The organism is Pseudomonas sp. Yb2C2 (assembly GCF_052112325.1).
Taxonomy (GTDB): Bacteria; Pseudomonadota; Gammaproteobacteria; order Pseudomonadales; family Pseudomonadaceae; genus Aquipseudomonas; species Aquipseudomonas marginalis.
The window spans coordinates 196741-217937 of record NZ_JAVAJK010000008.1; the positions used below are offsets into that span (position 1 = coordinate 196741).

The following is a 21197-nucleotide window of genomic DNA, read 5'->3' on the forward strand; positions in this document are numbered from 1 at the left end:
GCCATTGCAACCGCATATCGGCCAAGTTCGGCGCTCTGCGTGGGCAGTTTGCGATGCTTGAGGTAAACTGCCGCCTCTTCTATACCTATAACGATTCGCCTGATGCCCACGACGTTTCAAGAGATTCCCCGCAAGCGCCCGTCCACGCCCCTGCTCGACCGTGCTGCCACGCCGGACGGCCTGCGTCGTCTGGGTGAAGCCGAGCTGGAAACCCTGGCCGATGAGTTGCGCCTGGAATTGCTCTACACGGTCGGCCAGACCGGTGGGCATTTCGGTGCCGGCCTGGGCGTCATCGAGCTGACCATCGCGTTGCACTACGTGTTCGACACCCCGGATGACCGGCTGGTGTGGGACGTGGGCCATCAGGCGTATCCGCACAAGATCCTCACGGGCCGCCGCGAGCGCATGAGCACCCTGCGTCAGAAGGACGGCGTTGCTGCCTTCCCGCGCCGCGCCGAAAGCGAGTACGACACCTTTGGCGTCGGCCACTCCAGCACCTCGATCAGCGCAGCGCTGGGCATGGCGATTGCCGCCCGGCTGCAAGGCAGCGACCGCAAGGCAATCGCCGTGATCGGTGATGGCGCGCTGACTGCCGGCATGGCCTTCGAAGCGCTGAACCATGCGCCGGAAGTGAACGCCAACATGCTGGTGATCCTCAACGACAACGACATGTCGATCTCGCGCAATGTCGGTGGCCTGTCCAATTACCTGGCCAAGATTCTCTCCAGCCGCACCTATGCCAGCATGCGCGAAGGCAGCAAGAAGGTGCTCTCGCGTCTGCCCGGCGCCTGGGAAATTGCCCGGCGTACCGAAGAATATGCCAAGGGCATGCTGGTCCCCGGCACGCTGTTCGAAGAGCTGGGCTGGAACTACATCGGCCCCATCGACGGCCATGACCTGCCGACCCTGATTGCAACGCTGCGCAACATGCGCGACCTCAAGGGCCCGCAGTTCCTGCACATCGTCACCAAGAAAGGCAAAGGCTTCGCCCCGGCGGAAGTCGACCCGATCGGCTACCACGCGATCACCAAGCTGGAACCCCTGGACGCCCCCGCCGCTGCGCCGAAAAAAGCCAGCGGGCCGAAGTACTCCGGTGTGTTCGGCGAATGGCTGTGTGACATGGCCGCCGTCGACCCACGCCTGGTGGGCATTACCCCGGCGATGAAGGAAGGCTCCGACCTGGTGGCGTTCAGCGAGCGTTTCCCGCTGCGCTATTTCGACGTGGCCATTGCCGAGCAGCACGCTGTCACGTTCGCGGCCGGTATGGCCTGCGAAGGCGCCAAGCCGGTGGTGGCAATCTACTCAACGTTCCTGCAGCGCGGTTATGACCAGTTGGTGCATGACGTCGCCGTGCAGAACCTCGACGTGCTGTTTGCCATCGACCGCGCCGGTCTAGTCGGCGAAGACGGCCCGACTCACGCGGGCAGCTTCGACCTGTCCTACTTGCGCTGCATCCCCGGCATGCTGGTGATGACGCCGAGCGACGAAAACGAACTGCGCAAGATGCTCAGCACCGGCCACCTGTATAACGGCCCGGCCGCCGTGCGTTACCCACGGGGCAACGGCCCCAACGCGCTGATCGAGAAAGACCTGGAGCCGATCGAAATCGGCAAGGGCATTGTGCGTCGCCAGGGCAGCAGGACCGCGTTCCTGGTGTTTGGCGTGCAATTGGCCGAAGCGCTCAAGGTGGCCGAGAAGATCGACGCCACCGTGGTCGACATGCGCTTCGTCAAGCCGCTGGATGAAGCCCTGGTGCGCGACATCGCCGGCAGTCATGAGCTGCTGGTGACCGTCGAGGAGAACGCCATCATGGGCGGTGCCGGTGCGGCGGTCAGTGAGTTCCTGGCGCGGGAAAACATCCTCAGGTCGGTGCTGCACCTGGGCTTGCCGGATACCTACGTCGAACATGCCAAGCCGGCGCAGATGCTGGCTGAGTGCGGGCTGGATGAAGCAGGGATCGAGACTTCGGTGCGCGAGCGCCTGGCGCTGCTGGCCCAGTAGAAACCGGGACCCAATGTGGGAGGGGCGGTGCGACGATTCGACTTGCCCCCTCCCACATTTGATTGGTGCCATCCTCAAGCGCTATGGACAGCCCATGAAACACCTGTACCTTGCCCTGCTGTTTCTGCCCTCCCCTGAATTGCTCGCCGACACCCGCGACAACGCCCTGAAACTCCCCGACGTCGTCATCAGCGCCAACCGTCAGGTCCAGGCACGCAACGACAGCAGCGCCGCCAACACCGTGTTCACCCGCGACGACATCGACCGCCTGCAACCCACCAGCCTCACCGACCTGCTCAGCCGTGTGCCTGGCGTACAAGTCGCACCCTCCGGTGGCCGTGGCAGTTTGCCGGGCATCTACCTGCGGGGCACCAAGTCCGCCCAAAGCCTGGTGCTGGTAGACGGCCAGCGCATCGCCAACACCACCTCCGGCGACAGCGGCCTGCAATACCTCAACGTCGACCAGATTGAGCGGGTGGAAGTGCTGCGCGGCTCGCGCTCGGTGATCTACGGCAGCGACGCGATTGGCGGCGTGATCCAGGTATTCACCCGGCGCAATGCCGAGCAAGGCGTGCAACCGCGCGTGAAACTCGGGTTCGGCAGCCACAACACCTGGGAGCGCAGCCTTGGCCTTTCGGGCGGTGACAAACAGACGCGCTTCAACCTGAGCGCGAGCCTGGATGACACTGCCGGCATCAACTCAACCCGCCAGTCGTTCCCCAGCGACGGTGACCATGATGCTTATCGCAACCAGTCCGTGAGCCTGAACCTCAGCCACTCCTTCAGCGATGAACTGGAGGTGGGCTTCAATCTGTTGGATAACCGCGGCAAATCGGAGTACGACAACAGCTTCGGCCGCTACGACGCCGCCACCGGGCAAACCGTTAGCCAGAAACCCTACACCGACTACGCCGTGAGCAGCGCCAGCGGCTATGTCGACGCCACGCTCAATGAGCACTGGCAATCGCGCCTGGAGCTGGGCCACAGCGAGAACCGCGACACCAAGCGCGACACCCTCAGCGAGGATTTCAGCGTATTCAACACCTACCGTGATTCGGTCAACTGGCAGAACGACCTGAGGCTGGATGAGCAGAACAGCCTGATCCTCGGCGGCGACTGGTACGAAGACCGCTTCCACGGCTCCACCACCTTTACCGAAAACAGCCGCTGGAACCGCGCCGCCTTTATGCAGCATCGCTTTCACAGCGCGTGGTTTTCCACCGAACTGGGCCTGCGTCACGACCAGAACCAGCAGTTCGGCGGGCAGAACAGCTGGAGCGGCACCCTGACCTTGCCGGTCAACCCCGACAATGACGTGCTGCTGAGCTACAGCGAAGGCTTCCGCGCGCCGACCTTCAACGACCTCTATTATCCGGACACGAAGTACAGCAACCCCCACCTGCAGCCCGAAACATCAAAGAGCTACGAACTGCAGTGGCGCAGCCAGTTGAGTGACAGCACGCGCCTGGAAGCGTCCCTGTACCGCACCGATTTGAGCGATGCGATCATTCTCGACCAAACCGGCAAGCCGCAGAATGTGGCGTCGGCACGCCTCAACGGTGTTGAGGCGGCGCTCAAGCAGGACCTGTTCGGCTGGCAAGGCAACCTCGGACTGTCGATCATCGACCCGCGCGACCGCGACAGTGGCCACACCCTGGCCCGCCGGGCGCGGCGTACGTTGAGCCTGGACCTGGACCGGCAATTCGACCAGGTGGGCGTGGGCGCCAGTTGGCAGGCGATCAGCCACAGCTATGACGATGAAGCCAACACCCAGCGCCTGGGCGGCTATGGGTTGCTCGGGCTGCGCGGCAGTTGGGCGGTGACGCGGGAAGTGGGGCTGTCGCTGAAGGTCGACAACCTGCTGGACAAGTCTTATGCGCGGGCGCGCTACAGCTACAACGATCCGGCATTCGTCAACAATCACGATTACCGTGAAGAAGGCCGGACGTGGATGTTTGGCGTGACCTGGACACCTGAAATCTGATTGTCGCCTGGACTGGTCTCAACGGCTCGGAGCGATCACCTGACACAGCCGCGCCAGCGCTTCCAGCATCTGCCCGCTGGGCCGTTCCAGGCCTTTATCCGGAACCAGCCGCACCCGCGCCGCCATCGCTGGCCAGATCTTCCAGGCTTCCCTCTGAGCCTGATCGCCCACCAGGATCATCTCGGGATTGCGCTGCAATACCGACTCGATGCTGACCTGCGGCGCGGGCAGCTTCAGGTCGTCAAACACATTGCGCGCACCGCACACGCTCAGCGCGTCGCTGATGATCTGGCCGCCGCCCACGGTGTACAGCGGCTGGTTCCACACCTGGTAGAACACCCGCAACGGTTCGGCCCGCTGATAACGCTGACGCAACTGCGCCAGGCGCTGGCGCAGGTGCGCGGCCAATTGCCGGCCGGCGTCGGCACGGCCCAATTGCTCGGCGATGGCCTGGACCTGGGTGGTCATTTGTTCAAGGCTATGGGGTTCGGCGACATACACCGGGATATTCAGGCGCTGCAGTTGCTCGCGCTGGGCGGGGCCGACGCTGCCGGGCCAGAGCAGGATCAGGTCGGGCTTGAGGCTCAGCAGGCGCTCCATGTCCAACTGCCCATAACGCCCAACCGACGGCACGTTCGCCAGCGCCGCTGGCCGCTCACCGCCATCGAGCACGCCCACCAGCAGGTCGGTAGCACCCAGCTCAACCACGATTTCAGACAGGGAGGGCGCCAGGCTCACGACCCGTTCGACCGCCAGGCCCTGGGCACTGAATGCCAGCAGCAGAATCGCCAGCCAGCGGCGCATCATCCCAACTGACGCGGGATGCGGTAGAGGTAAAACAGCACCGTCGTCGACAGCGCCAACAGGAAAAGCGGCACCGCCTCCAGGCCGACGAACACCGCCAGTGCGCCCACCCACGCCGGCACGGCCGCCACCATCAAGGCCGTGCGCCGACGGGCCGACAGGGTGATCCAGGCAGCCGGTTCTTCAGCGGTATCGAGGGCTTTGGAGGTGGCGATCAGGGCGTGTTTATAGCCGTTGAAGTAGCGCAGGCTGAGAAACATCGACGCCACGCCGGCGATGAAGAACGGCATGGCCAGCACCGGCAACAAGGGCTCGGCCTGGCCAAACACCAGGTTGATCACGAACAGCGGGAGCAGCGCCAGGGCCAGGTACTGCCACCAGTTGAAGGACAGTCGCCGTTTCACCTGGCCACGGGTCACGCGCGGTCGACCTCGCCTTGATGCTCGTTGCCCATCATGTGGTCGAGCTTGCTGGCCTTGGTCGCCAGGTAGAGCTTGTTGTGCGGGTTGTGCCCGGTGTGCAGCGGTACGCGCTCGGCCACGGTGATGCCCATCTCGGTCAAGGCTTTGACCTTGCGCGGGTTGTTGGTCATCAGGCGCAGGGACTTCACGCCCAGGTGCTCCAGCATCGGCAGGCAGATCGCGTAGTCACGCTGGTCGGCGGCGAAGCCCAGGCGCTCGTTGGCCTCGACGGTATCGGCGCCGCCGTCTTGCAGCTCGTAGGCGCGAATCTTGTTCAGCAGGCCAATGCCACGGCCTTCCTGACGCAAGTACAACAGCACCCCACGGCCTTCACGGGCAATGGCGCGCATCGCCGCTTCAAGTTGCGAGCCGCAGTCACAGCGCTGGCTGAACAGCGCATCGCCGGTCAGGCACTCGGAGTGCACGCGACCGAGAACCGGTGCGCCATCGGCGATATCGCCGAGGCTGAGCACAACGTGCTCGCGCCCGGTGGCTTCTTCGAGAAAGCCGCTCATGGTGAACGTGGCAAAAGGGGTAGGCAGCTTGGAAGCAGCGACGAAAACGACGGGCACCGTGTGCTCCTGATTTCAGATTTCACAGAGGCGGGCATTGTAACAGCAGGTTCCTACAGACGCTTAAGCTGAATTATCGCTGATAAAGATCAATCGGTTTGATTGGCCTTCGTCCCGGTTCTATGCAGGTCAGAACGGATAAGGCAGTTTCCAGCGCAGGAAAATCGGCTTCAGCTCGCCGCTGTTCACCAGGACCGCCATGCGCTGGTCAAACACGGTGCGTAATGCCCGCCCACGCTCGGTATCGGCAAAACCAACGTAGAGCGGCAGGTCAATGATGTGGGTAAGTCGGAACTGGGACTGGACATCCGCCTGACTGAGGATGTATCGGGCTTCGGTGAGCGCATCAATGTAGAAGTCGACACGACCGTGCTGCAGCATCGGCAAGATACCATCGCGCCGCTGGATCTGATTGAAACGGCGCACATGGGGCAAATACGCCTCGTACTTGTAGCCCCGCACCCAGGCCAGGCGATAATCCCCCAGCGTCGCGGCGCTCGGTATCGGCGAGGTCGCCAGCCCAAGGGCGTAGATGGGGTCGGAATCGAAGTTCCAGTGCGGGTAGAGCACACCCTTGACTTCATCGCGGTAGGAACCGACCCAGCCATCCACTTCACCGCGCTGGGCCAGGCCGACCGAGCGGGTATAGGGCTCAATGCGGGTTTGCAGGGTGATCCCGACCGGTTCGAAGACGTGCCGCAACACATCCCAGGCCAGGCCGCTGCCGTCGGCATTGGTGTAGTCGTCCCAGGCCTCGCTGGCCAGCATGACCTTGCCGGGCACCACCGGCACCTCCTGCGCCTGGGACCATGCCGGAAGGGCACACAGCAGCATCAGCAGCCAGCGGCGTACATCCATGGCGATGATCTCCTGCAAATCCAGCATCCAGAACGACGTAATAGAGCGTAGCGCAGCACGCGATTCAAGGTGCCGGGCAAAAATGTTGATAGCCCCGGATGGCCGGGGTGATGTCTTGCCCGAGAGCGTCAAGCAGCGTTACGCCCTGCCCCGCCTGGACCTGGCCGATAACATGCACCGGCCAACCGTCAGCCAGCAACGGCGCCAACTCGACGGGCGGCAGGGTGAACACCAGCACGTAGTCATCGCCGCCGCTCAATGCGGCGACCCGCGCCTCGTCATCACCGACAAACGCCAGCAACGCGTGGGACAGCGGCAGCTTCTGGCGCTCGATCAACAGGCTGACAGCCGAGGCCTTGGCGATATGCCCGCAATCGGCCAGAAGACCGTCAGAAATATCCATCGCCGATGTGGCCTTGCCCCGTAGAGCCAGGCCCAAGGCCAACTGCGGTTGTGGCGACCAGTAATGGGCCAGCAGCGGGTCGGCAATCGCGGCATCGGCGCTGCGCTGCCCCAATACCAGCGGCAAGGCACCGGCGGCATTACCCAACTCGCCGCCGACACACAAGAGGTCGCCCGGCTGTGCGCCGCTGCGGGTCAACGCTTGACCGGCCGGGACACGACCAAACACGGTCAGGGTCAGGCTCAGCGGACCGCGCGTGGTGTCGCCGCCCACCAGGCCCACACCGCAGTTTTGCGCCATGGCGTTCAACCCCTGGGCATAGCGTTGCAGCCAATCGGCATCGACGGTCGGCGTAGTGAGTGCGAGGGTAAACGCGAGGGGGTGGGCGCCCATGGCGGCCAGGTCGCTGACCGCCACGGCCAGCGAGCGCTGGCCGAGCAGGAACGGGTCGCAGGGGTCGGCAAAGTGCACGCCGGCCACTAAGGTATCGGTGGAAATTGCCAGTTGCTCCCCGGCGGGGAGCGCCAGCAGGGCACAGTCGTCGCCGATCCCCAGGGCAATGCCCTCGCCGCCCCGTGCGCACGGCGCGGCGGCGAAGTACTGGTGGATCAGCTCGAACTCGCCCATTCAGGACTCAAGCGCAGGTTAGCGCTTGTACGCCTTCACTTCGGCTTCACGCAGGCGCGGGGCCAGCTTGTCGAGCACGCCGTTGACGAACTTGTGACCGTCGGTCGAACCGTAGACTTTCGCCAGTTCGATGCCTTCGTTGATCACCACGCGGTACGGCACGTCGACGCGCTTGAGCAGCTCCCAGGTGGACAGGCGCAGTACAGCCAGTTCAACCGGGTCCAGTTCTTCGAGGGTCAGGTCCAGGCACGGCGTCAATGCCGCATCGATCTCGGCCAGGTTGGCCGGAACGCCGTGCAGGATGTCGTGGAAGTAGCTCTGGTCGGCAAACGTGAAGTCGTTATCGACGCGAAACTGCGCTTCGATCTCGTTCAGCGAGGTACCAGCCATGTGACGCTGGTACAGCGCCTGGGTGGCGAGCTGGCGGGCAGCACGGCGCTTTTCGCTTTTCGACGGCTTGCCGGCGTCCGCTGGGCGCTCGTCGCGTGGGTTGAAGCAATCGCTCTCGTCGGAAATCACTTGGCCTCCAACTGCGACAGCAGGCTGACCATTTCCAGGGCGGACAGGGCAGCTTCAGCGCCTTTGTTGCCGGCCTTGGTGCCGGAACGCTCGATGGCTTGCTCGATGGAATCCACGGTCAGTACGCCGAAAGCGACTGGCACGCCGAACTCCATGGACACCTGGGCCAGGCCCTTGGTGCATTCGCCGGCCACGTATTCGAAGTGCGGAGTACCGCCACGAATGACCGCGCCCAGGGCGATGATCGCCGCGTATTCACCCTGCTGAGCAACTTTTTGCGCAACCAGTGGAATTTCGAAGGCGCCAGGGGCGCGGATGATAGTGATGTCGCTCTCGCTCACACCGTGGCGAACCAGGGCATCCACGGCACCGCTTACCAGGCTTTCAACCACGAAGCTGTTGAAGCGGCCAACCACCAGGGCATAGCGGCCTTTGGGGGCGATGAAGGTACCTTCGATGGTCTTCAGGGTCATTCGACAAATCTCTTAAAGAGCCGGGACGCGAAAAGTGCGTCCCTCAGTGATGATTTAACCGCGAACAAGGGGCAAAAAGCGCCGGCCTTTATTCGGAGGGCACGTATTCTACAACTTCCAGATCGAATCCGGATATCGCATTAAATTTCATCGGTGCGCTCATCAGGCGCATTTTGCGCACACCGAGGTCACGCAGGATCTGCGAACCGGCGCCGACGATGCTGTAGGTGGTCGGCGTTTTCACCTGGGTCTGCTCGGCGGTTTCGCGAATATGTGCGAGCAACACGTCGCCATCCACCGGGTTACCCAGCAGCAGCACCACACCGCTGCCGGCCTCGGACACCGCAGCCATGGCGGCGCGCAGGCTCCAGCGGCCCGGTTGCTTGACCATCAGCAGGTCGCGCAACGGGTCCATGTTGTGCACGCGCACCAGGGTCGGCTCGTCGGCGCAGATGCTGCCCAGGGTCAGGGCCATGTGCACGTCGCCTTCCACCGAATCACGGTAGGTCACCAAATTGAATTGGCCCAGTTCGCTGTCCAGTGGCTGCTCGGCAATCCGCTGAACGGTACGTTCGTGGATCATCCGGTAGTGAATCAGGTCGGCAATGGTGCCGACCTTGATGTTGTGTTCGGCGGCAAAGGCTTCGAGTTCGGCGCGGCGGGCCATGGTGCCGTCGTCGTTCATCACTTCGCAGATCACGCCGCAGGGCTCGAAACCGGCCATGCGCGCCAGGTCGCAGGCGGCTTCGGTGTGGCCGGCGCGAGCGAGGGTGCCGCCCGGTTGAGCCATCAACGGGAAGATGTGGCCGGGGCTGACGATGTCTTCGGCCTTGGCGTCCTTGGCGGCAGCGGCTTGCACGGTACGGGCACGGTCGGCGGCGGAAATGCCGGTGGTGACGCCGGTGGTCGCTTCAATCGATACGGTGAACTTGGTACCAAACCCTGAACCATTGCGCGGCGCCATCAACGGCAGCTTGAGCAGCTCGCAGCGCTCGCGGCTCATGGGCATGCAGATCAACCCACGGGCGTGCTTGGCCATGAAGTTGATGTGCTCAGGCTTGCAGGCCTCGGCGGCCATGATGATATCGCCTTCGTTTTCGCGGTCTTCGTCATCCATCAGGATGACCATCTTGCCTTGGCGGATGTCTTCAACCAGTTCTTCGATGCTATTGAGCGCCACAGGGCACCCCCTTGGTCAGGATTTCAGGTAGCCGTTAGCGGCCAGAAAACTTTCAGTGATGTTACCGGCGGCAGGCTCTGCGGCCTTATCGCCCATAAGCAGGCGCTCCAGGTAACGGGCAAGCAAGTCGACTTCCAGGTTCACCCGGCGACCAGGCTGGTACGACGCCATGATGGTCTCGCTCAGGGTGTGGGGAATGATGGTCAGTTCGAATTCGGCGCCATTCACGGCGTTCACGGTCAGGCTGGTGCCGTCGACGGTGATCGAACCTTTGTGGGCAATGTACTTGGCCAGCTCTTTGGGCGCGCGGATGCGGAATTCCACGGCACGCGCATTTTCGCTGCGGGCCACCACTTCGCCGACGCCGTCGACGTGGCCACTGACCAGGTGGCCGCCCAGGCGGGTGGTCGGGGTCAGGGCTTTTTCCAGGTTGACCGGGCTGCCGGCCTTGAGGTCGTTCATCGCGGTGCAGTCCAGGGTTTCCCGGCTGACGTCGGCGGCAAAGCCGTTGCCCGGCAGTTCGACGACGGTCAGGCACACGCCGCTGACGGCGATGCTGTCGCCCAGCTTGACGTCGCCGAGGTCGAGCTTGCCGGTTTCAACCAGCAGGCGCACGTCGCCGCCCTTGGGGGTCATGGCGCGGATGCTGCCGATGGATTCGATAATGCCGGTGAACATGGCCTTCTCCTGGAAAACGGTGCGGGCACTTGAGCGCCCGGTCAGAATTATACGCTCGCTGCTGGCACAGGGATGGCAGTGACTCGCCAGTCGTCGCCTACAGCGCGCATTTCAGTGATCTTGAGTTGGGGAGCGTCGGCCAGCTTCTCAAGTGGCCAGTCCAGCAAAGGCCGGGCAGCGGAGCCGAGGAACTTGCCGGCGACGAAAATCACGTATTCGTCCACCAGGCCCTGCTGGGCAAACGCGCCCGCCAGGCTTGGGCCGGCTTCCACCAGTACGTCGTTGACGCCACGGGCGGCCAGCGCCACCAGCGCCGAGCGCAGGTCGACCTGGCCGTCCACGCCCGGCACCACCAGGCACTCGGGGCCACGGGGGAACTGGTTTTCCGCAGTGACACAGGTGATGACCAGCGCCGGGCCGGCTTTAAAGAACGGTGCGTTGAGCGGCACGCGCAAACGGCCGTCGATCAGCACACGCAGCGGCGGGCGCGACATGGCCAGGGCCGTGGTGGCGTCGTCCAGGCCGAGTTCGGCGGCGCGTACGGTCAGGCGTGCGCCGTCGGCCAATACGGTGTCGGCACCGGTCAACACCACGCTGGCCTCGGCACGCAGGCGCTGCACGGCGGCGCGGGCGGCGGGGCCGGTGATCCATTGGCTTTCGCCGCTGGCCATGGCAGTGCGGCCGTCCAAACTCATCGCCAGCTTGACCCGCACAAACGGCAGGCCATGCTCCATACGCTTGAGGAAGCCCTTATTCAGGGCCCTGGCTTCACCTTCCAGCACGCCGCTGCGCACCACGATCCCGGCCTGGGCCAGGCGCTGCATGCCGCGCCCGGCGACTTCCGGGTTGGGGTCCTGCATCGCTGCGACCACCCGCGCCAGCCCGGCACTCACCAGCGCATCGGCGCACGGCGGGGTGTGGCCGTAGTGGCTGCAGGGCTCGAGGGTTACGTACGCCGTGGCGCCGCGCGCCTTGTCACCGGCAGCCCGCAAGGCATGCACTTCCGCATGGGGCTCGCCGGTGCGCACATGCCAGCCTTCGCCGACAATCTGCCCAGCGCGGACAATCACGCAGCCCACACGCGGGTTGGGGTGGGTGGTGTACAGGCCGTTGCGCGCCAGTTCGAGGGCGCGGGCCATGTAATGGGCGTCCAGCACAGCCTGTTCAGCAGAAAGTGGGTTCATTCTTTGACCGGCTCACGGGCCAGGCGGTCGATCTCTTCGCGGAACTCGTTGAGGTCCTGGAAGCGTCGATACACCGAGGCGAAACGGATATAGGCGACTTCGTCGAGCTTTTGCAGCTCGCCCATCACCAGCTCTCCCACCACCAGGCTCTTGACCTCGCGTTCGCCGGTGGCGCGCAGCTTGTGCTTGATATGCGCCAGCGCCGCCTCCAGCCGCTCGACACTCACCGGGCGTTTTTCCAGGGCGCGCTGCATACCGGCGCGCAGTTTTTCTTCGTCGAAAGGCTGGCGGCTGCCGTCGGACTTGATCAGGCGCGGCAATACCAGTTCGGCGGTTTCGAAGGTGGTGAAACGTTCACCGCAGCCAGAGGCCAGGCATTCGCGCCGGCGACGCACTTGATCGCCCTCGGCGACCAGACGCGAGTCAATGACCTTGGTGTCGTTGGCACCGCAGAAGGGACAGTGCATGGTGGCAGGCAACAAAAAAAGGGAGGGCCATGGTAGCGCATCCCTGTGGCAAGACAAGCCATAGCCTTTACGGTATATAGGCAGGCCTATATGTTTCTTATATTTCAAGCCACGGATTTTGTCCTTTTCTGGAGCCGTACATGCAGTTACGACCACTTGTTTTGCTCACCGTGTTCAGTGTCCTGGTCGCCTGCAGCAGCGAAGCCCCCAAGCCGGCCGCCCCTCAACCGACGCCCGCACAAGAGAAAAAAGTCCCCGGCATTGAAGACCTCGGTCCCCTGCCCGCCTATCAACGCGAAATCAGCGGCAGCCTCACCAACGTGCCGGCCGGCGCCGAAGTCGAGATGGCGCTGCTGGTGATCGATGACCGTTCGCGCCCGCAACAACTATTGGCGAGCAGCGTCTTGACCGGCAATGGCAAGCCCCTGGCCTTCCGCCTGCGCTACAACCCCGAGGCGTTCCCAGCCGGTGCGCGGGTTGAATTGCGTGGCCGTGCCAGCCAATCCGGCCAGTTGATCCTGCACCTGCCTGCCGTACGCATCACCCAGGCGATCACCCAGACCACCGGCCCCCTGGAACTCGTCAAGGCACCATGACGCCGCCGCTGGACTTGCAGCGCGCCCTGAGCGCGCTGATCGGCGACGCCCAACTGCTGCCCTGCCCGCTGCCGGATACCACGCTTTCATTGTGGCTGCTGGATGCGGACAACATGGACCGCGCCTTCAGCCCCGAGGAAACCCGGCGCATCCTGCATGAACCGCCCTACTGGAGTTTTTGCTGGGCCAGCGGCTTGGCGCTGGCGCGGTATCTGGCGGCGAACCCACAATGGGTGAAAGGCAAGCGCGTGCTGGATTTCGGCGCGGGCTCCGGTGTGGCCGGGATTGCGGCGGTTAAAGCCGGCGCGCTGGAAGTGGTGGCCTGCGACCTGGATCCGCTGGCGTTAGCGTCCTGCCGGGCGAATGCCGAACTCAACGGTGTGGAACTGAGTTACTCGCCGGACTTTTTCGCCGAAGCCGACCGCTTCGACCTGATCCTGGTCGCCGACGTGCTCTACGACCGCGCCAACCTGCCGTTGCTCGACCACTTCCTCAGCCGAGGCCGCGAAGCGCTGGTGGCGGACTCGCGCGTGCGGGACTTCCAGCACCCGGCTTATCGGCGGCTGGAGATACTCGATGCACTGACGTTGCCGGACCTGGCCGAGCCTTGGGAGTTTCGCAAGGTGAGCCTGTACCATTCGCGGCGTTAAAGCTGCACCTTACAAATGTTCAGCAATAGATTGGTTAAGACAACGAAAAGAGGCGCATGGAAAATGCCCTCCTTTCGCACGCGGCTTGGACAATCGACCTGCATGCTTTTCCAAACAGTTTCACTCATTGCTGACCACGCAACCCGCTTGCAAAAAAACGGGCAGCTCACTAATCTTTGCGGCAATACACCCGCCATGCCTCTGGTTGCGTCAGTAGCCAAGCACAAATTGTGCGGGTTTTTTATGCCCGGTATTTTTTGGGTATGAGGACATTCAGCAAACCCGCCATTGACGTTCCTGCCCAGCTTGAGCTGCTCAAGCACCGCGGATTGAATGTTCAGGACGAGGTTGGCGCCGCGTCTTTTTTGCAATCGGTCAGCTTCTTTCAGCTCACCCCCTATATGCGGCCGTTTCAGCAGCCGGAGGATGTCAACCATCGTTTTCGTGACGGTAGCCAGTTTGAACAGTTAACTCGTCTCTACGACTTCGACCGACAGCTTCGCTTGCTGACCATGGATGCCATCGAGAGAGTCGAAATAGCATCGCGCTCGGCCATCAGCAACCACATGGGGCCCGCCCATGGCAGTCACTGGTATATAAACTCGCAGATGTTCCATCAGATGTTCGATCATCAGCGGCTGCTTACGACGCTGTCCCTCAAACAATCCACAGCCATGCGTCACTTCCAGCGCGAATGCGAGAGCATCGATCGATTGCGCGCGGACGACATGAGAAAACGCCTCCTTAAACGCCAAAGAGCTAAAGAAAGCTACGCCCGTTACTACCCAGCAACCTACGTCCACCCACCTCTTATGCCAGGCTGGGCCATGTTGGAGGAACTGACGCTGGGTGATTTATCCCACTTATATAAGGGCTTGGCGAAAGACGCGGATAAAAAGGCCATTGCCAAGCGCCTGGGACTTGCGGCCCCCCTCATGCAGTCCTGGCTGCACACCCTGACCACCATTCGAAACATGTGCGCCCATCATTCACGACTGTGGAACCGAGAGTTAGGCATTCGTCCCGAACTGCCAAGGAAAGCCAACTTCTTATGGCCGGGACAGCTCTTTCAGCCAGGGCCACACACCCGCATTTTTGCAGCACTCTGCATTCTGAATCACTTGATGCATCAGGTGAGCCCCCACGGTCACTGGGATCAACGCCTGCATCGCCTTATTTACGAATTTCCGGAAGTTAGCCTGAAAGCGATGGGCTTCCCTCTCGATTGGTATCAGGACCCTTTTTGGCATGCGCTTTGAAACAGAACACCCCGCTGCTTCCGGTAGCCTTCGCCAGCCCTTATAGTTGCCCCATTCCCGCTTTATTCGAGACGCCCCATGAGTGAGCCCACGCCGTACATCTTCGACGTCACCAGCGCCAATTTCGACCAGGCCGTGATCCAGAACTCCTTCGAAAAACCCGTGCTCGTGGATTTCTGGGCCGAGTGGTGCGCGCCGTGCAAGGCGTTGATGCCGATGCTGGCGCAGATTGCCCAGAGTTATCAGGGCGAGTTGCTGCTCGCCAAGGTCGATTGCGAGGCCGAGCAGGACATCGTCGCGCGCTTTGGCATTCAAAGCCTGCCGACGGTGGTGCTGTTCAAGGATGGCCAGCCGGTGGATGGGTTTGCCGGGGCGCAGCCGGAGTCGGCGGTGCGGGCGCTGCTGGAGCCTCACGTGAAGATGCCACCACCGGCGGCGGCTGACCCACTGGAGCAGGCCCAGGCGCTGTTTACCGATGGCCGCATCAGCGACGCCGAGGCCGTGCTGGTGGCGCTGCTGGGTGAAGACAACACCAACGCTGCCGCGTTGATTCTGTACGCGCGCTGCCTGGCCGAACGCGGTGAGTTGGGTGAAGCCCAAACCGTGCTCGATGCAGTGAAGAGCGATGACCACAAAGCCGCCCTCGCCGGCGCCAAGGCGCAAATCACCTTCCTGCGCCAGGCCGCCGACCTGCCGGACACCGCCGAGCTGAAAAGCCGCCTGGCGCAAAACCCGCAGGACGACGAAGCCGCCTATCAACTGGCCATCCAGCAGCTGGCGCGCCAGCAGTACGACGCGGCGCTGGAAGGCTTGCTCAAGCTGTTTATCCGCAACCGCAGCTACAGCGAAGGCCTGCCGCACAAGACCTTGCTGCAGGTGTTCGAGCTGTTGGGCAATGATCACCCGCTGGTGACCGTGTACCGCCGCAAGTTGTTCGCCGCGCTGTACTAATCGCCGATCCAACTGTACAGCGGCGTATCCCCGCCGCTGGCCACCTTGACCTTGGCGCTATGGCGCAGGCGCACCAACAGGCGCTTGCCCGCCGCGGCATCCCCCGCCAAACCTTCCAGTCGATCAAGCAGTTCCAGGCCGCTGAGTTGCCCGGCGTTGCGCAACAGGTCCTGGGCGTTCTGCCACAGATCATCGTTCGGCTTGACCGGCGCTGCCGGCGCGGCGGTCGCGCTTGCCACTGGCGTCGCCTGCAGCTGCGCGCCGAGTCGTGCCCAATCGCCGTCGTCCAGCTCCAGGGTCAAGTCCACCGGCAGGTCGCCGATGGTTCCACGAATTCGCAACATCGTCCTTACTCCTGCATTTTTTCTGACGAGCATGCTCCCATGCGGCTTGCGCAACGCCAAGCGGGCGGGCAAACTCTCGGCACTATTGTTATAAGATCACATAACAAAACTTTCATCTCCTGGAGCTTTCCCATGCGCCGTCTGTTGCTTGCTTTGCCGTTTGCCCTGTTGCCACTCGCCATCGCTCATGCCGCCGACGAGCATGACCACGATCACGAACACGGCAGCCTCGGCGCCCACGAGCATGGCGTAGGCCGCCTTAACGCGGTACTCGACGGCCAGGCCCTGGAGCTTGAACTGGACAGCCCGGCGATGAACCTGGTGGGCTTCGAACACCTCGCCACCAGCGCAGCCGACAAAGCCAAGGTCGCCGCCGCCCGCAAACAGCTGGAGAACCCACTGGCCCTGTTCAACCTGCCCAAGGCCGCGGGTTGCGTGATCAGCTCCCAGGAACTCAACAGCCCGCTGTTCGGCGACAAACCGGAAGCCGACCACGACGACGACGATGATGACCACGACGCCAAAGACGGCGCCCACGAGCATCATCACGATCACAGTGAAATCCACGCCCACTACCAATTCACCTGCGCCACGCCGACCGCCCTGGGCAACCTGGACCTGACCCAGGTGTTCAAGACCTTCCCCGCCACCCAGAAAATTCAGGTACAACTGATCGGCCCGAGCGGCCAGCAAGGTGTTGAAGTGACGGCCACAGCAGCCACCCTGAAGTTCTGAGTGCCCATGACCCACCCATTGATCGAACTGTCTGACCTGGGCTTTAACTGGCCCGGTCACCCACAGTTGCTGGACATCCCCGCGTTCCGCCTGGAAGCGGGGGAAACCCTGTTTCTCAAGGGGCCGAGCGGCAGTGGCAAAACCACCTTGCTCGGCCTGCTCGGCGGTGTGCAGAAGCCCAGCCTGGGCAGTATCCGCCTGCTCGGCCAGGAGCTGACCGAACTTTCGGCCGGCGCCCGGGACCGCTTTCGCGTTGACCACACCGGCTATATCTTCCAGCAGTTCAACCTGCTGCCGTTCCTGTCGGTGCGCGAGAACGTCGAGCTGCCCTGTCACTTTTCCAAGCTGCGCGCGCAACGGGCAAAGCTGCGCCACGGCAGTGTCGACACAGCCGCCGCCACATTGCTGGCGCACCTGGGCCTGAAGGATAAGGACTTGCTGGAGCGCCGCGCCGACTCGCTGTCCATCGGCCAACAGCAACGGGTGGCCGCCGCCCGTGCGCTGATCGGCCAACCGGAGTTGGTGATCGCCGACGAGCCCACCTCGGCCCTGGACTACGACGCCCGCGAAGCCTTCATTCGACTGCTGTTCGCCGAATGCCGCGAAGCCGGCGCCAGCCTGTTGTTTGTCAGCCATGACCAGAGCCTGGCGCCGCTGTTCGACCGTAACCTGTCGCTGGCCGAACTCAATCGCGCCGCCACGCCCGCAGAGGTTTGAGATGTATCTGTTTCGTCTAGCCATGGCCAGCCTGGCTAACCGCCGCTTTACCGCGATCCTCACCGCCTTCGCCATCGCCTTGTCGGTGTGCCTGCTGCTGGCGGTGGAACGCGTGCGCGTTGAGGCGCGCAACAGTTTCGCCAGCACCATCAGCGGCACCGACCTGATCGTCGGCGCCCGCTCCGGTTCGGTCAACCTGCTGCTGTACTCGGTGTTCCGCATCGGCAACGCCACCAACAACATTCGGTGGGACAGCTACGAGCACTTCGCCGCCAGCCCCCAGGTGAAATGGGCGATCCCGATTTCTCTCGGCGACTCCCATCGTGGCTACCGCGTAATGGGCACCAACGAATCCTACTTCGAGCACTACCAGTACGGGCGCAAGCAAAACCTGGAACTGGCCAGCGGCCGCGCCTTCGCCACCGACCCGTTCGAAGTAGTACTCGGCGCCGAAGTCGCCGATGCCCTGCACTACAAGCTCGGCGACAAGCTGGTGCTGGCCCACGGCGTGGCGGTGGTCAGCCTGGTAAAACACGATGACAAACCGTTCACCGTGGTCGGTATTCTCAAGCGCACCGGCACGCCGGTGGACCGCACGCTGCATATCAGCCTCGGCGGTATGGAGGCGATCCATATCGATTGGCACAACGGCGTACCGGCCCAGGGCAAAGGCCGCATCAGTGCCGACCAGGCGCGCAACATGGACCTCACCCCGCAAGCCATCACGGCCTTTATGCTCGGCCTGAACAACAAGATTTCCACCTTCGCCCTGCAGCGGGAGATCAACGAATTCCGTGGCGAACCGATGCTGGCGATCCTGCCCGGCGTGGCGCTGCAAGAGCTGTGGAGCATGATGGGCACCGCCGAAAAAGCCTTGTTCGTGATCTCGCTGTTCGTGGTGCTGACCGGTTTGATCGGCATGCTCACGGCGATCCTCACCAGCCTCAACGAACGCCGCCGCGAAATGGCGATCCTGCGCTCGGTGGGCGCGCGGCCGTGGCATATCGCAACCTTGCTGATTTTCGAAGCCTTCGCCCTGGCCCTGTCCGGCGTGATCGCAGGCGTGGGCTTGCTGTATGTGTGCATCGCCGCATCGCGCGGGTATTTGCAGGCCAATTACGGCCTCGACCTGCCGATGTCATGGCCCACCGAATATGAATGGACCTTGCTCGCCGGTATCCTGGCGGCAGCGCTATTGATGGGCAGCGTGCCCGCCTGGCGCGCCTACCGACAATCCCTGGCCGATGGCCTGTCCATAAGGCTGTGAACAGCAGCTGTACGTTTCAAGCTACAAGCCTCAAGCGAATCGGCTTTTACTTGAAGCTTGCAACTTGCAGCTACCCACTGAGGAGTCTTCATGCGTCGCGCTCTGTTTGCGTTATTGCTGCTGGTGGCCGTGCCGGCCTGGGCGGAGGACCAGCCCAGGGATTTGTCCTGGCAGGAGATGATCCCGCCGGACGCGCCACCGGAAATCCCCAATATGAAACCGCTGCACAACCTGTCGAACATGGCCGATGCCTTGTCCGTCGAAGCGGCACCAGCGGCCAAGCAGGATCTGCCCAATGCGCCGGTGGTGCAGAGCCTCGATGGCCAGCACATCCGCCTGCCCGGGTATATCGTGCCGCTGGAAGTCAGCGAAGAAGGCCGCACCACCGAGTTCCTGCTGGTGCCGTATTTCGGCGCGTGCATCCATGTGCCGCCACCGCCATCGAACCAGATCGTGCACGTGAAAAGCGAACTCGGCGTGAAACTCGATGAGCTCTACCAGCCGTACTGGATCGAGGGTGCGATGCAGGTCAAACCGTCCACCAGTGAACTGGCCGACGCCGGCTACCAAATGGATGCCGAGAAAATTTATATCTACGAACTGCCGGAATAACGCTGATCGCCCTTTCATTGAGCTGAGTCAACAGACCGGACGGAACGATCTTTACCATTGGACGTACAACTTCTAAACGTCCTCTGGAGCTCCCATGAACAAGTCTCTGCTCGGCGCGTCCCTCTTCGCCCTCGCACTCGCCGCCCCTGCCGTCCACGCTCACGAAGCGGGTGACATTCTGATTCGTGCCGGTGCAATCACCGTGAACCCGAAGGCAGACAGCGGCACCGTCAAAGTTGACCAGGGTCCACTGGCCGGCGCCAACCTGGGCGGCAAGGCGACCATGAGCAGCGACACCCAGCTGGGTTTGAACTTCGCCTACATGCTCACCAGCCATGTCGGTATCGAACTGCTGGCGGCCACGCCGTTCGAGCATGACGTGAAGCTTAAGAACACCGCCCTCGGCGCCGCCAACGGCAAGCTCGGTACGCTGAAACACCTGCCGCCGACCCTGAGCGTCGTGTACTACCCACTGGACAATAAATCCCCGTTCCAGCCGTACGTAGGCGCCGGTATCAACTACACCTGGATCTACGACGAACACGTCGGCAGCCGCGCCTCCGAAGCCGGTTTCAGCAACTTCAAGGCCGAGAACTCCTGGGGCTGGGCTGCGCAGATCGGCGCGGACTACATGATCAACGACAAGTGGATGATCAACGCCCAGGCGCGTTACATCGACATCAGCACCAAGGCCACCGTGGAAAACAACGCCGTGGCGCCTGGCACCCGGGCCAAGGTCAATGTGGACGTGGACCCGATGGTTTACATGGTGGGTATCGGCTACAAGTTCTAAGCAACACTGCATAACCAATGTGGGAGGGGGGTTGCTGTAGTGAGGGGGCTTGTCCCGCGCTGGGTGCACCGCGGTCCAATGGGACTGCTGCGCAGTCCGGCGCGGGGCAAGCCCGCTCACTACAGCAATCCCCCTCCCACATTTGGTTTTGTATTGAGTCAGCTGTGGCGGTAGAACCGGTCCAGCAATGCCGGTAGCCCCGCCCGCCACGCCCGCGGCTTGATGCCGAAGGTGTGGAGGATTTTCTTGCAGGCCAGCACCGCATGCTGCGGTTCGTCTGCTGCATCCGGCCGTGCCGCGTGGGCCTGGGCGGTGGGCGCTTCGATGGCCAGCGCATGGTAGCTGCGCGCTTCGGTGAGGATCGCCTGGCCCAGCGCCAGCGGCGTGGTCGCCTCATGCCCGGCGTAGTGGTAAGTGCCCCACAGCGGCGCCGCGCAATCGAGTTGCTTGAGCACCGAGATGATCACCCGTGCGGCATCGTCCACCGGCGTCGGGTTACCGCGGCGGTCGTCCGCCATCAACAACTCATCCGGTTTCTCGGCCCGGGCCAGGAAGCGCCCGAGGGTGCCGTCGACGCTGTCATCCAACAGCCAGCCAAAACGCAACAGCACATGTTGCGGACACGTCGCGCGCACGCTCTGTTCGATCCGCCATAACGCCTGGCCGCGCAGGCCCAGGGGCACCGGCTCGTCCTTTTCGCTGTAGGCGGTGGCGCGGGAGCCATCGAACACGCGGTAGCTGGACGGTTGCAGCAGGGTAATGTTGTGGTGCTGGCACAGTTCAGCCAGGCGCTCGATGGCGAACTCCTGGGCGGCCAGGCGGGTTTCGCTGACGGCTTCGGCCTGGAACCAGTCGAAATAGTAGGCGAGGTTGATCAACGCATCGGGACGGGTGTCGTCGAGCAATTGGGTGAGGCTTGCGGCATCCCAGCCGTCTTGGGGCGGTTTGGGTGCGAGGAAACCAATGTCTTCCTCTGCACCGAGGCGAATCAGCGCCTGCCCGAGGGCATTCCCGCCGCCCAGTAACATAAGGCGCATTCGCATAGATTGAGCAGGCCCGGTC

The 21197-nt window shown here is 63.0% G+C and carries 24 protein-coding genes; 11 read left to right on the forward strand and 13 right to left on the reverse strand.

The features are described from left to right. Positions 1–102: 102 nt before the first annotated feature. Both dxs and Q8X51_RS13675 read left to right on the forward strand, forming a co-directional pair. Entirely contained in the window at positions 103–2001 is a 1899-nt protein-coding gene (gene dxs, locus Q8X51_RS13670; RefSeq protein ID WP_407693853.1) for a 1-deoxy-D-xylulose-5-phosphate synthase, read from the forward strand. A 94-nt stretch (positions 2002–2095) separates the two neighbouring features. Next, entirely contained in the window at positions 2096–3985 is a 1890-nt protein-coding gene (locus tag Q8X51_RS13675; RefSeq protein ID WP_407693854.1) for a TonB-dependent receptor domain-containing protein, read from the forward strand. Between the two features lie 18 nt (positions 3986–4003). Here Q8X51_RS13675 and Q8X51_RS13680 read toward each other — a convergent pair whose 3' ends face one another. From Q8X51_RS13680 to nrdR, 11 genes are all read right to left on the reverse strand, one after another. After that, on the reverse strand, positions 4004–4792 hold the full coding sequence (locus Q8X51_RS13680; RefSeq protein WP_065924903.1) for a cobalamin-binding protein: 789 nt from the start codon (positions 4790–4792) through the stop codon (positions 4004–4006). Continuing rightward, positions 4789–5208 (reverse strand): MFS transporter, encoded by a 420-nt coding sequence (locus tag Q8X51_RS13685; protein ID WP_407693855.1) that lies wholly within the window; start codon positions 5206–5208, stop codon positions 4789–4791. The genes Q8X51_RS13680 and Q8X51_RS13685 overlap by 4 nt, the downstream gene beginning before the upstream one ends. Further along, positions 5205–5822: a GTP cyclohydrolase II gene (gene ribA / locus Q8X51_RS13690; RefSeq protein ID WP_065924905.1), complete on the reverse strand. Its 618-nt coding sequence runs from the start codon at positions 5820–5822 to the stop codon at positions 5205–5207. Before ribA ends, Q8X51_RS13685 begins: the two co-directional genes overlap by 4 nt. 129 nt (positions 5823–5951) lie before the next feature. After that, on the reverse strand, positions 5952–6680 hold the full coding sequence (locus Q8X51_RS13695) for a substrate-binding periplasmic protein (RefSeq protein WP_074848255.1): 729 nt from the start codon (positions 6678–6680) through the stop codon (positions 5952–5954). Positions 6681–6744: 64 nt separating this feature from the next. After that, positions 6745–7710: a thiamine-phosphate kinase gene (thiL, locus tag Q8X51_RS13700; protein WP_315872662.1), complete on the reverse strand. Its 966-nt coding sequence runs from the start codon at positions 7708–7710 to the stop codon at positions 6745–6747. An 18-nt stretch (positions 7711–7728) separates the two neighbouring features. Next, positions 7729–8229, reverse strand: coding sequence for a transcription antitermination factor NusB (gene nusB / locus Q8X51_RS13705; RefSeq protein ID WP_027605194.1), 501 nt, complete (start codon positions 8227–8229; stop codon positions 7729–7731). Next, positions 8226–8702 (reverse strand): 6,7-dimethyl-8-ribityllumazine synthase, encoded by a 477-nt coding sequence (ribH, locus tag Q8X51_RS13710; protein WP_003176356.1) that lies wholly within the window; start codon positions 8700–8702, stop codon positions 8226–8228. The genes nusB and ribH overlap by 4 nt, the downstream gene beginning before the upstream one ends. An 88-nt stretch (positions 8703–8790) precedes the next feature. Beyond that, entirely contained in the window at positions 8791–9882 is a 1092-nt protein-coding gene (ribBA, locus tag Q8X51_RS13715) for a bifunctional 3,4-dihydroxy-2-butanone-4-phosphate synthase/GTP cyclohydrolase II (RefSeq protein WP_065924907.1), read from the reverse strand. A gap of 15 nt (positions 9883–9897) precedes the next feature. Continuing rightward, positions 9898–10560, reverse strand: coding sequence for a riboflavin synthase (locus Q8X51_RS13720; RefSeq protein ID WP_065946586.1), 663 nt, complete (start codon positions 10558–10560; stop codon positions 9898–9900). Positions 10561–10607: 47 nt separating this feature from the next. Next, entirely contained in the window at positions 10608–11744 is a 1137-nt protein-coding gene (ribD, locus tag Q8X51_RS13725; protein ID WP_065924909.1) for a bifunctional diaminohydroxyphosphoribosylaminopyrimidine deaminase/5-amino-6-(5-phosphoribosylamino)uracil reductase RibD, read from the reverse strand. Then, the gene (gene nrdR / locus Q8X51_RS13730; protein ID WP_027605190.1) at positions 11741–12211 is read right to left on the reverse strand and encodes a transcriptional regulator NrdR; all 471 of its coding nucleotides are present in this window, start codon (positions 12209–12211) and stop codon (positions 11741–11743) included. Before nrdR ends, ribD begins: the two co-directional genes overlap by 4 nt. Before the next feature lie 140 nt (positions 12212–12351). Between nrdR and Q8X51_RS13735 the strand changes: the two genes are divergently transcribed. From Q8X51_RS13735 to trxA, 4 genes are all read left to right on the forward strand, one after another. Next, the gene (locus Q8X51_RS13735) at positions 12352–12807 is read left to right on the forward strand and encodes a YbaY family lipoprotein (RefSeq protein WP_027605189.1); all 456 of its coding nucleotides are present in this window, start codon (positions 12352–12354) and stop codon (positions 12805–12807) included. Continuing rightward, on the forward strand, positions 12804–13457 hold the full coding sequence (locus tag Q8X51_RS13740; protein ID WP_065924910.1) for a class I SAM-dependent methyltransferase: 654 nt from the start codon (positions 12804–12806) through the stop codon (positions 13455–13457). The genes Q8X51_RS13735 and Q8X51_RS13740 overlap by 4 nt, the downstream gene beginning before the upstream one ends. 263 nt (positions 13458–13720) lie before the next feature. After that, complete coding sequence (locus Q8X51_RS13745; protein ID WP_407693856.1) at positions 13721–14716, forward strand: Abi family protein; 996 nt, start codon at positions 13721–13723, stop codon at positions 14714–14716. A 78-nt stretch (positions 14717–14794) separates the two neighbouring features. Further along, positions 14795–15667, forward strand: coding sequence for a thioredoxin (gene trxA, locus Q8X51_RS13750; protein WP_065925136.1), 873 nt, complete (start codon positions 14795–14797; stop codon positions 15665–15667). On the opposite strand, the gene Q8X51_RS13755 is transcribed toward trxA, so the two are convergent. Continuing rightward, a complete protein-coding gene (locus Q8X51_RS13755) occupies positions 15664–16011 on the reverse strand; it encodes a hypothetical protein (protein WP_065946590.1) in 348 nt (115 codons plus the stop codon). The genes trxA and Q8X51_RS13755 overlap by 4 nt on opposite strands. A 132-nt stretch (positions 16012–16143) precedes the next feature. Between Q8X51_RS13755 and Q8X51_RS13760 the strand changes: the two genes are divergently transcribed. The 5 genes from Q8X51_RS13760 to Q8X51_RS13780 all read left to right on the forward strand — a co-directional run bounded on the left by Q8X51_RS13760 (position 16144) and on the right by Q8X51_RS13780 (position 20135). Then, complete coding sequence (locus Q8X51_RS13760; RefSeq protein ID WP_407693857.1) at positions 16144–16746, forward strand: DUF2796 domain-containing protein; 603 nt, start codon at positions 16144–16146, stop codon at positions 16744–16746. 6 nt (positions 16747–16752) lie between these two features. Then, positions 16753–17463, forward strand: coding sequence for an ABC transporter ATP-binding protein (locus tag Q8X51_RS13765; RefSeq protein WP_065925133.1), 711 nt, complete (start codon positions 16753–16755; stop codon positions 17461–17463). Between the two features lies 1 nt (position 17464). Further along, a complete protein-coding gene (locus Q8X51_RS13770; protein WP_407693858.1) occupies positions 17465–18730 on the forward strand; it encodes an ABC transporter permease in 1266 nt (421 codons plus the stop codon). A gap of 90 nt (positions 18731–18820) precedes the next feature. Beyond that, positions 18821–19342, forward strand: a complete 522-nt coding sequence (locus Q8X51_RS13775) for a DUF3299 domain-containing protein (protein WP_065925132.1) — start codon at positions 18821–18823, stop codon at positions 19340–19342. A 94-nt stretch (positions 19343–19436) separates the two neighbouring features. Then, positions 19437–20135 carry an OmpW/AlkL family protein gene (locus tag Q8X51_RS13780; RefSeq protein WP_065925131.1) on the forward strand — a complete coding sequence of 233 codons (699 nt, stop codon included), beginning with the start codon at positions 19437–19439 and terminating at the stop codon, positions 20133–20135. Positions 20136–20293: 158 nt separating this feature from the next. Here the strand turns inward: Q8X51_RS13780 and Q8X51_RS13785 are convergent, their stop codons facing one another. Then, positions 20294–21178 (reverse strand): sugar nucleotide-binding protein, encoded by an 885-nt coding sequence (locus tag Q8X51_RS13785; RefSeq protein WP_027605180.1) that lies wholly within the window; start codon positions 21176–21178, stop codon positions 20294–20296. Positions 21179–21197 lie beyond the last annotated feature (19 nt).

Bases quoted from the DNA above. Each gene is read 5' to 3' on its own strand.
- dxs (WP_407693853.1), top strand. From the start codon at position 103: ATGCCCACGACGTTTCAAGAGATTCCCCGCAAGCGCCCGTCCACGCCC.
- Q8X51_RS13675 (WP_407693854.1), top strand. From the start codon at position 2,096: ATGAAACACCTGTACCTTGCCCTGCTGTTTCTGCCCTCCCCTGAATTG.
- Q8X51_RS13680 (WP_065924903.1), bottom strand. From the start codon at position 4,792: ATGATGCGCCGCTGGCTGGCGATTCTGCTGCTGGCATTCAGTGCCCAG.
- Q8X51_RS13695 (WP_074848255.1), bottom strand. From the start codon at position 6,680: ATGGATGTACGCCGCTGGCTGCTGATGCTGCTGTGTGCCCTTCCGGCA.
- thiL (WP_315872662.1), bottom strand. From the start codon at position 7,710: ATGGGCGAGTTCGAGCTGATCCACCAGTACTTCGCCGCCGCGCCGTGC.
- ribH (WP_003176356.1), bottom strand. From the start codon at position 8,702: ATGACCCTGAAGACCATCGAAGGTACCTTCATCGCCCCCAAAGGCCGC.
- Q8X51_RS13720 (WP_065946586.1), bottom strand. From the start codon at position 10,560: ATGTTCACCGGCATTATCGAATCCATCGGCAGCATCCGCGCCATGACC.
- ribD (WP_065924909.1), bottom strand. From the start codon at position 11,744: ATGAACCCACTTTCTGCTGAACAGGCTGTGCTGGACGCCCATTACATG.
- nrdR (WP_027605190.1), bottom strand. From the start codon at position 12,211: ATGCACTGTCCCTTCTGCGGTGCCAACGACACCAAGGTCATTGACTCG.
- Q8X51_RS13735 (WP_027605189.1), top strand. From the start codon at position 12,352: ATGCAGTTACGACCACTTGTTTTGCTCACCGTGTTCAGTGTCCTGGTC.
- Q8X51_RS13740 (WP_065924910.1), top strand. From the start codon at position 12,804: ATGACGCCGCCGCTGGACTTGCAGCGCGCCCTGAGCGCGCTGATCGGC.
- Q8X51_RS13745 (WP_407693856.1), top strand. From the start codon at position 13,721: ATGAGGACATTCAGCAAACCCGCCATTGACGTTCCTGCCCAGCTTGAG.
- trxA (WP_065925136.1), top strand. From the start codon at position 14,795: ATGAGTGAGCCCACGCCGTACATCTTCGACGTCACCAGCGCCAATTTC.
- Q8X51_RS13755 (WP_065946590.1), bottom strand. From the start codon at position 16,011: ATGTTGCGAATTCGTGGAACCATCGGCGACCTGCCGGTGGACTTGACC.
- Q8X51_RS13760 (WP_407693857.1), top strand. From the start codon at position 16,144: ATGCGCCGTCTGTTGCTTGCTTTGCCGTTTGCCCTGTTGCCACTCGCC.
- Q8X51_RS13765 (WP_065925133.1), top strand. From the start codon at position 16,753: ATGACCCACCCATTGATCGAACTGTCTGACCTGGGCTTTAACTGGCCC.
- Q8X51_RS13770 (WP_407693858.1), top strand. From the start codon at position 17,465: ATGTATCTGTTTCGTCTAGCCATGGCCAGCCTGGCTAACCGCCGCTTT.
- Q8X51_RS13775 (WP_065925132.1), top strand. From the start codon at position 18,821: ATGCGTCGCGCTCTGTTTGCGTTATTGCTGCTGGTGGCCGTGCCGGCC.
- Q8X51_RS13780 (WP_065925131.1), top strand. From the start codon at position 19,437: ATGAACAAGTCTCTGCTCGGCGCGTCCCTCTTCGCCCTCGCACTCGCC.
- Q8X51_RS13785 (WP_027605180.1), bottom strand. From the start codon at position 21,178: ATGCGAATGCGCCTTATGTTACTGGGCGGCGGGAATGCCCTCGGGCAG.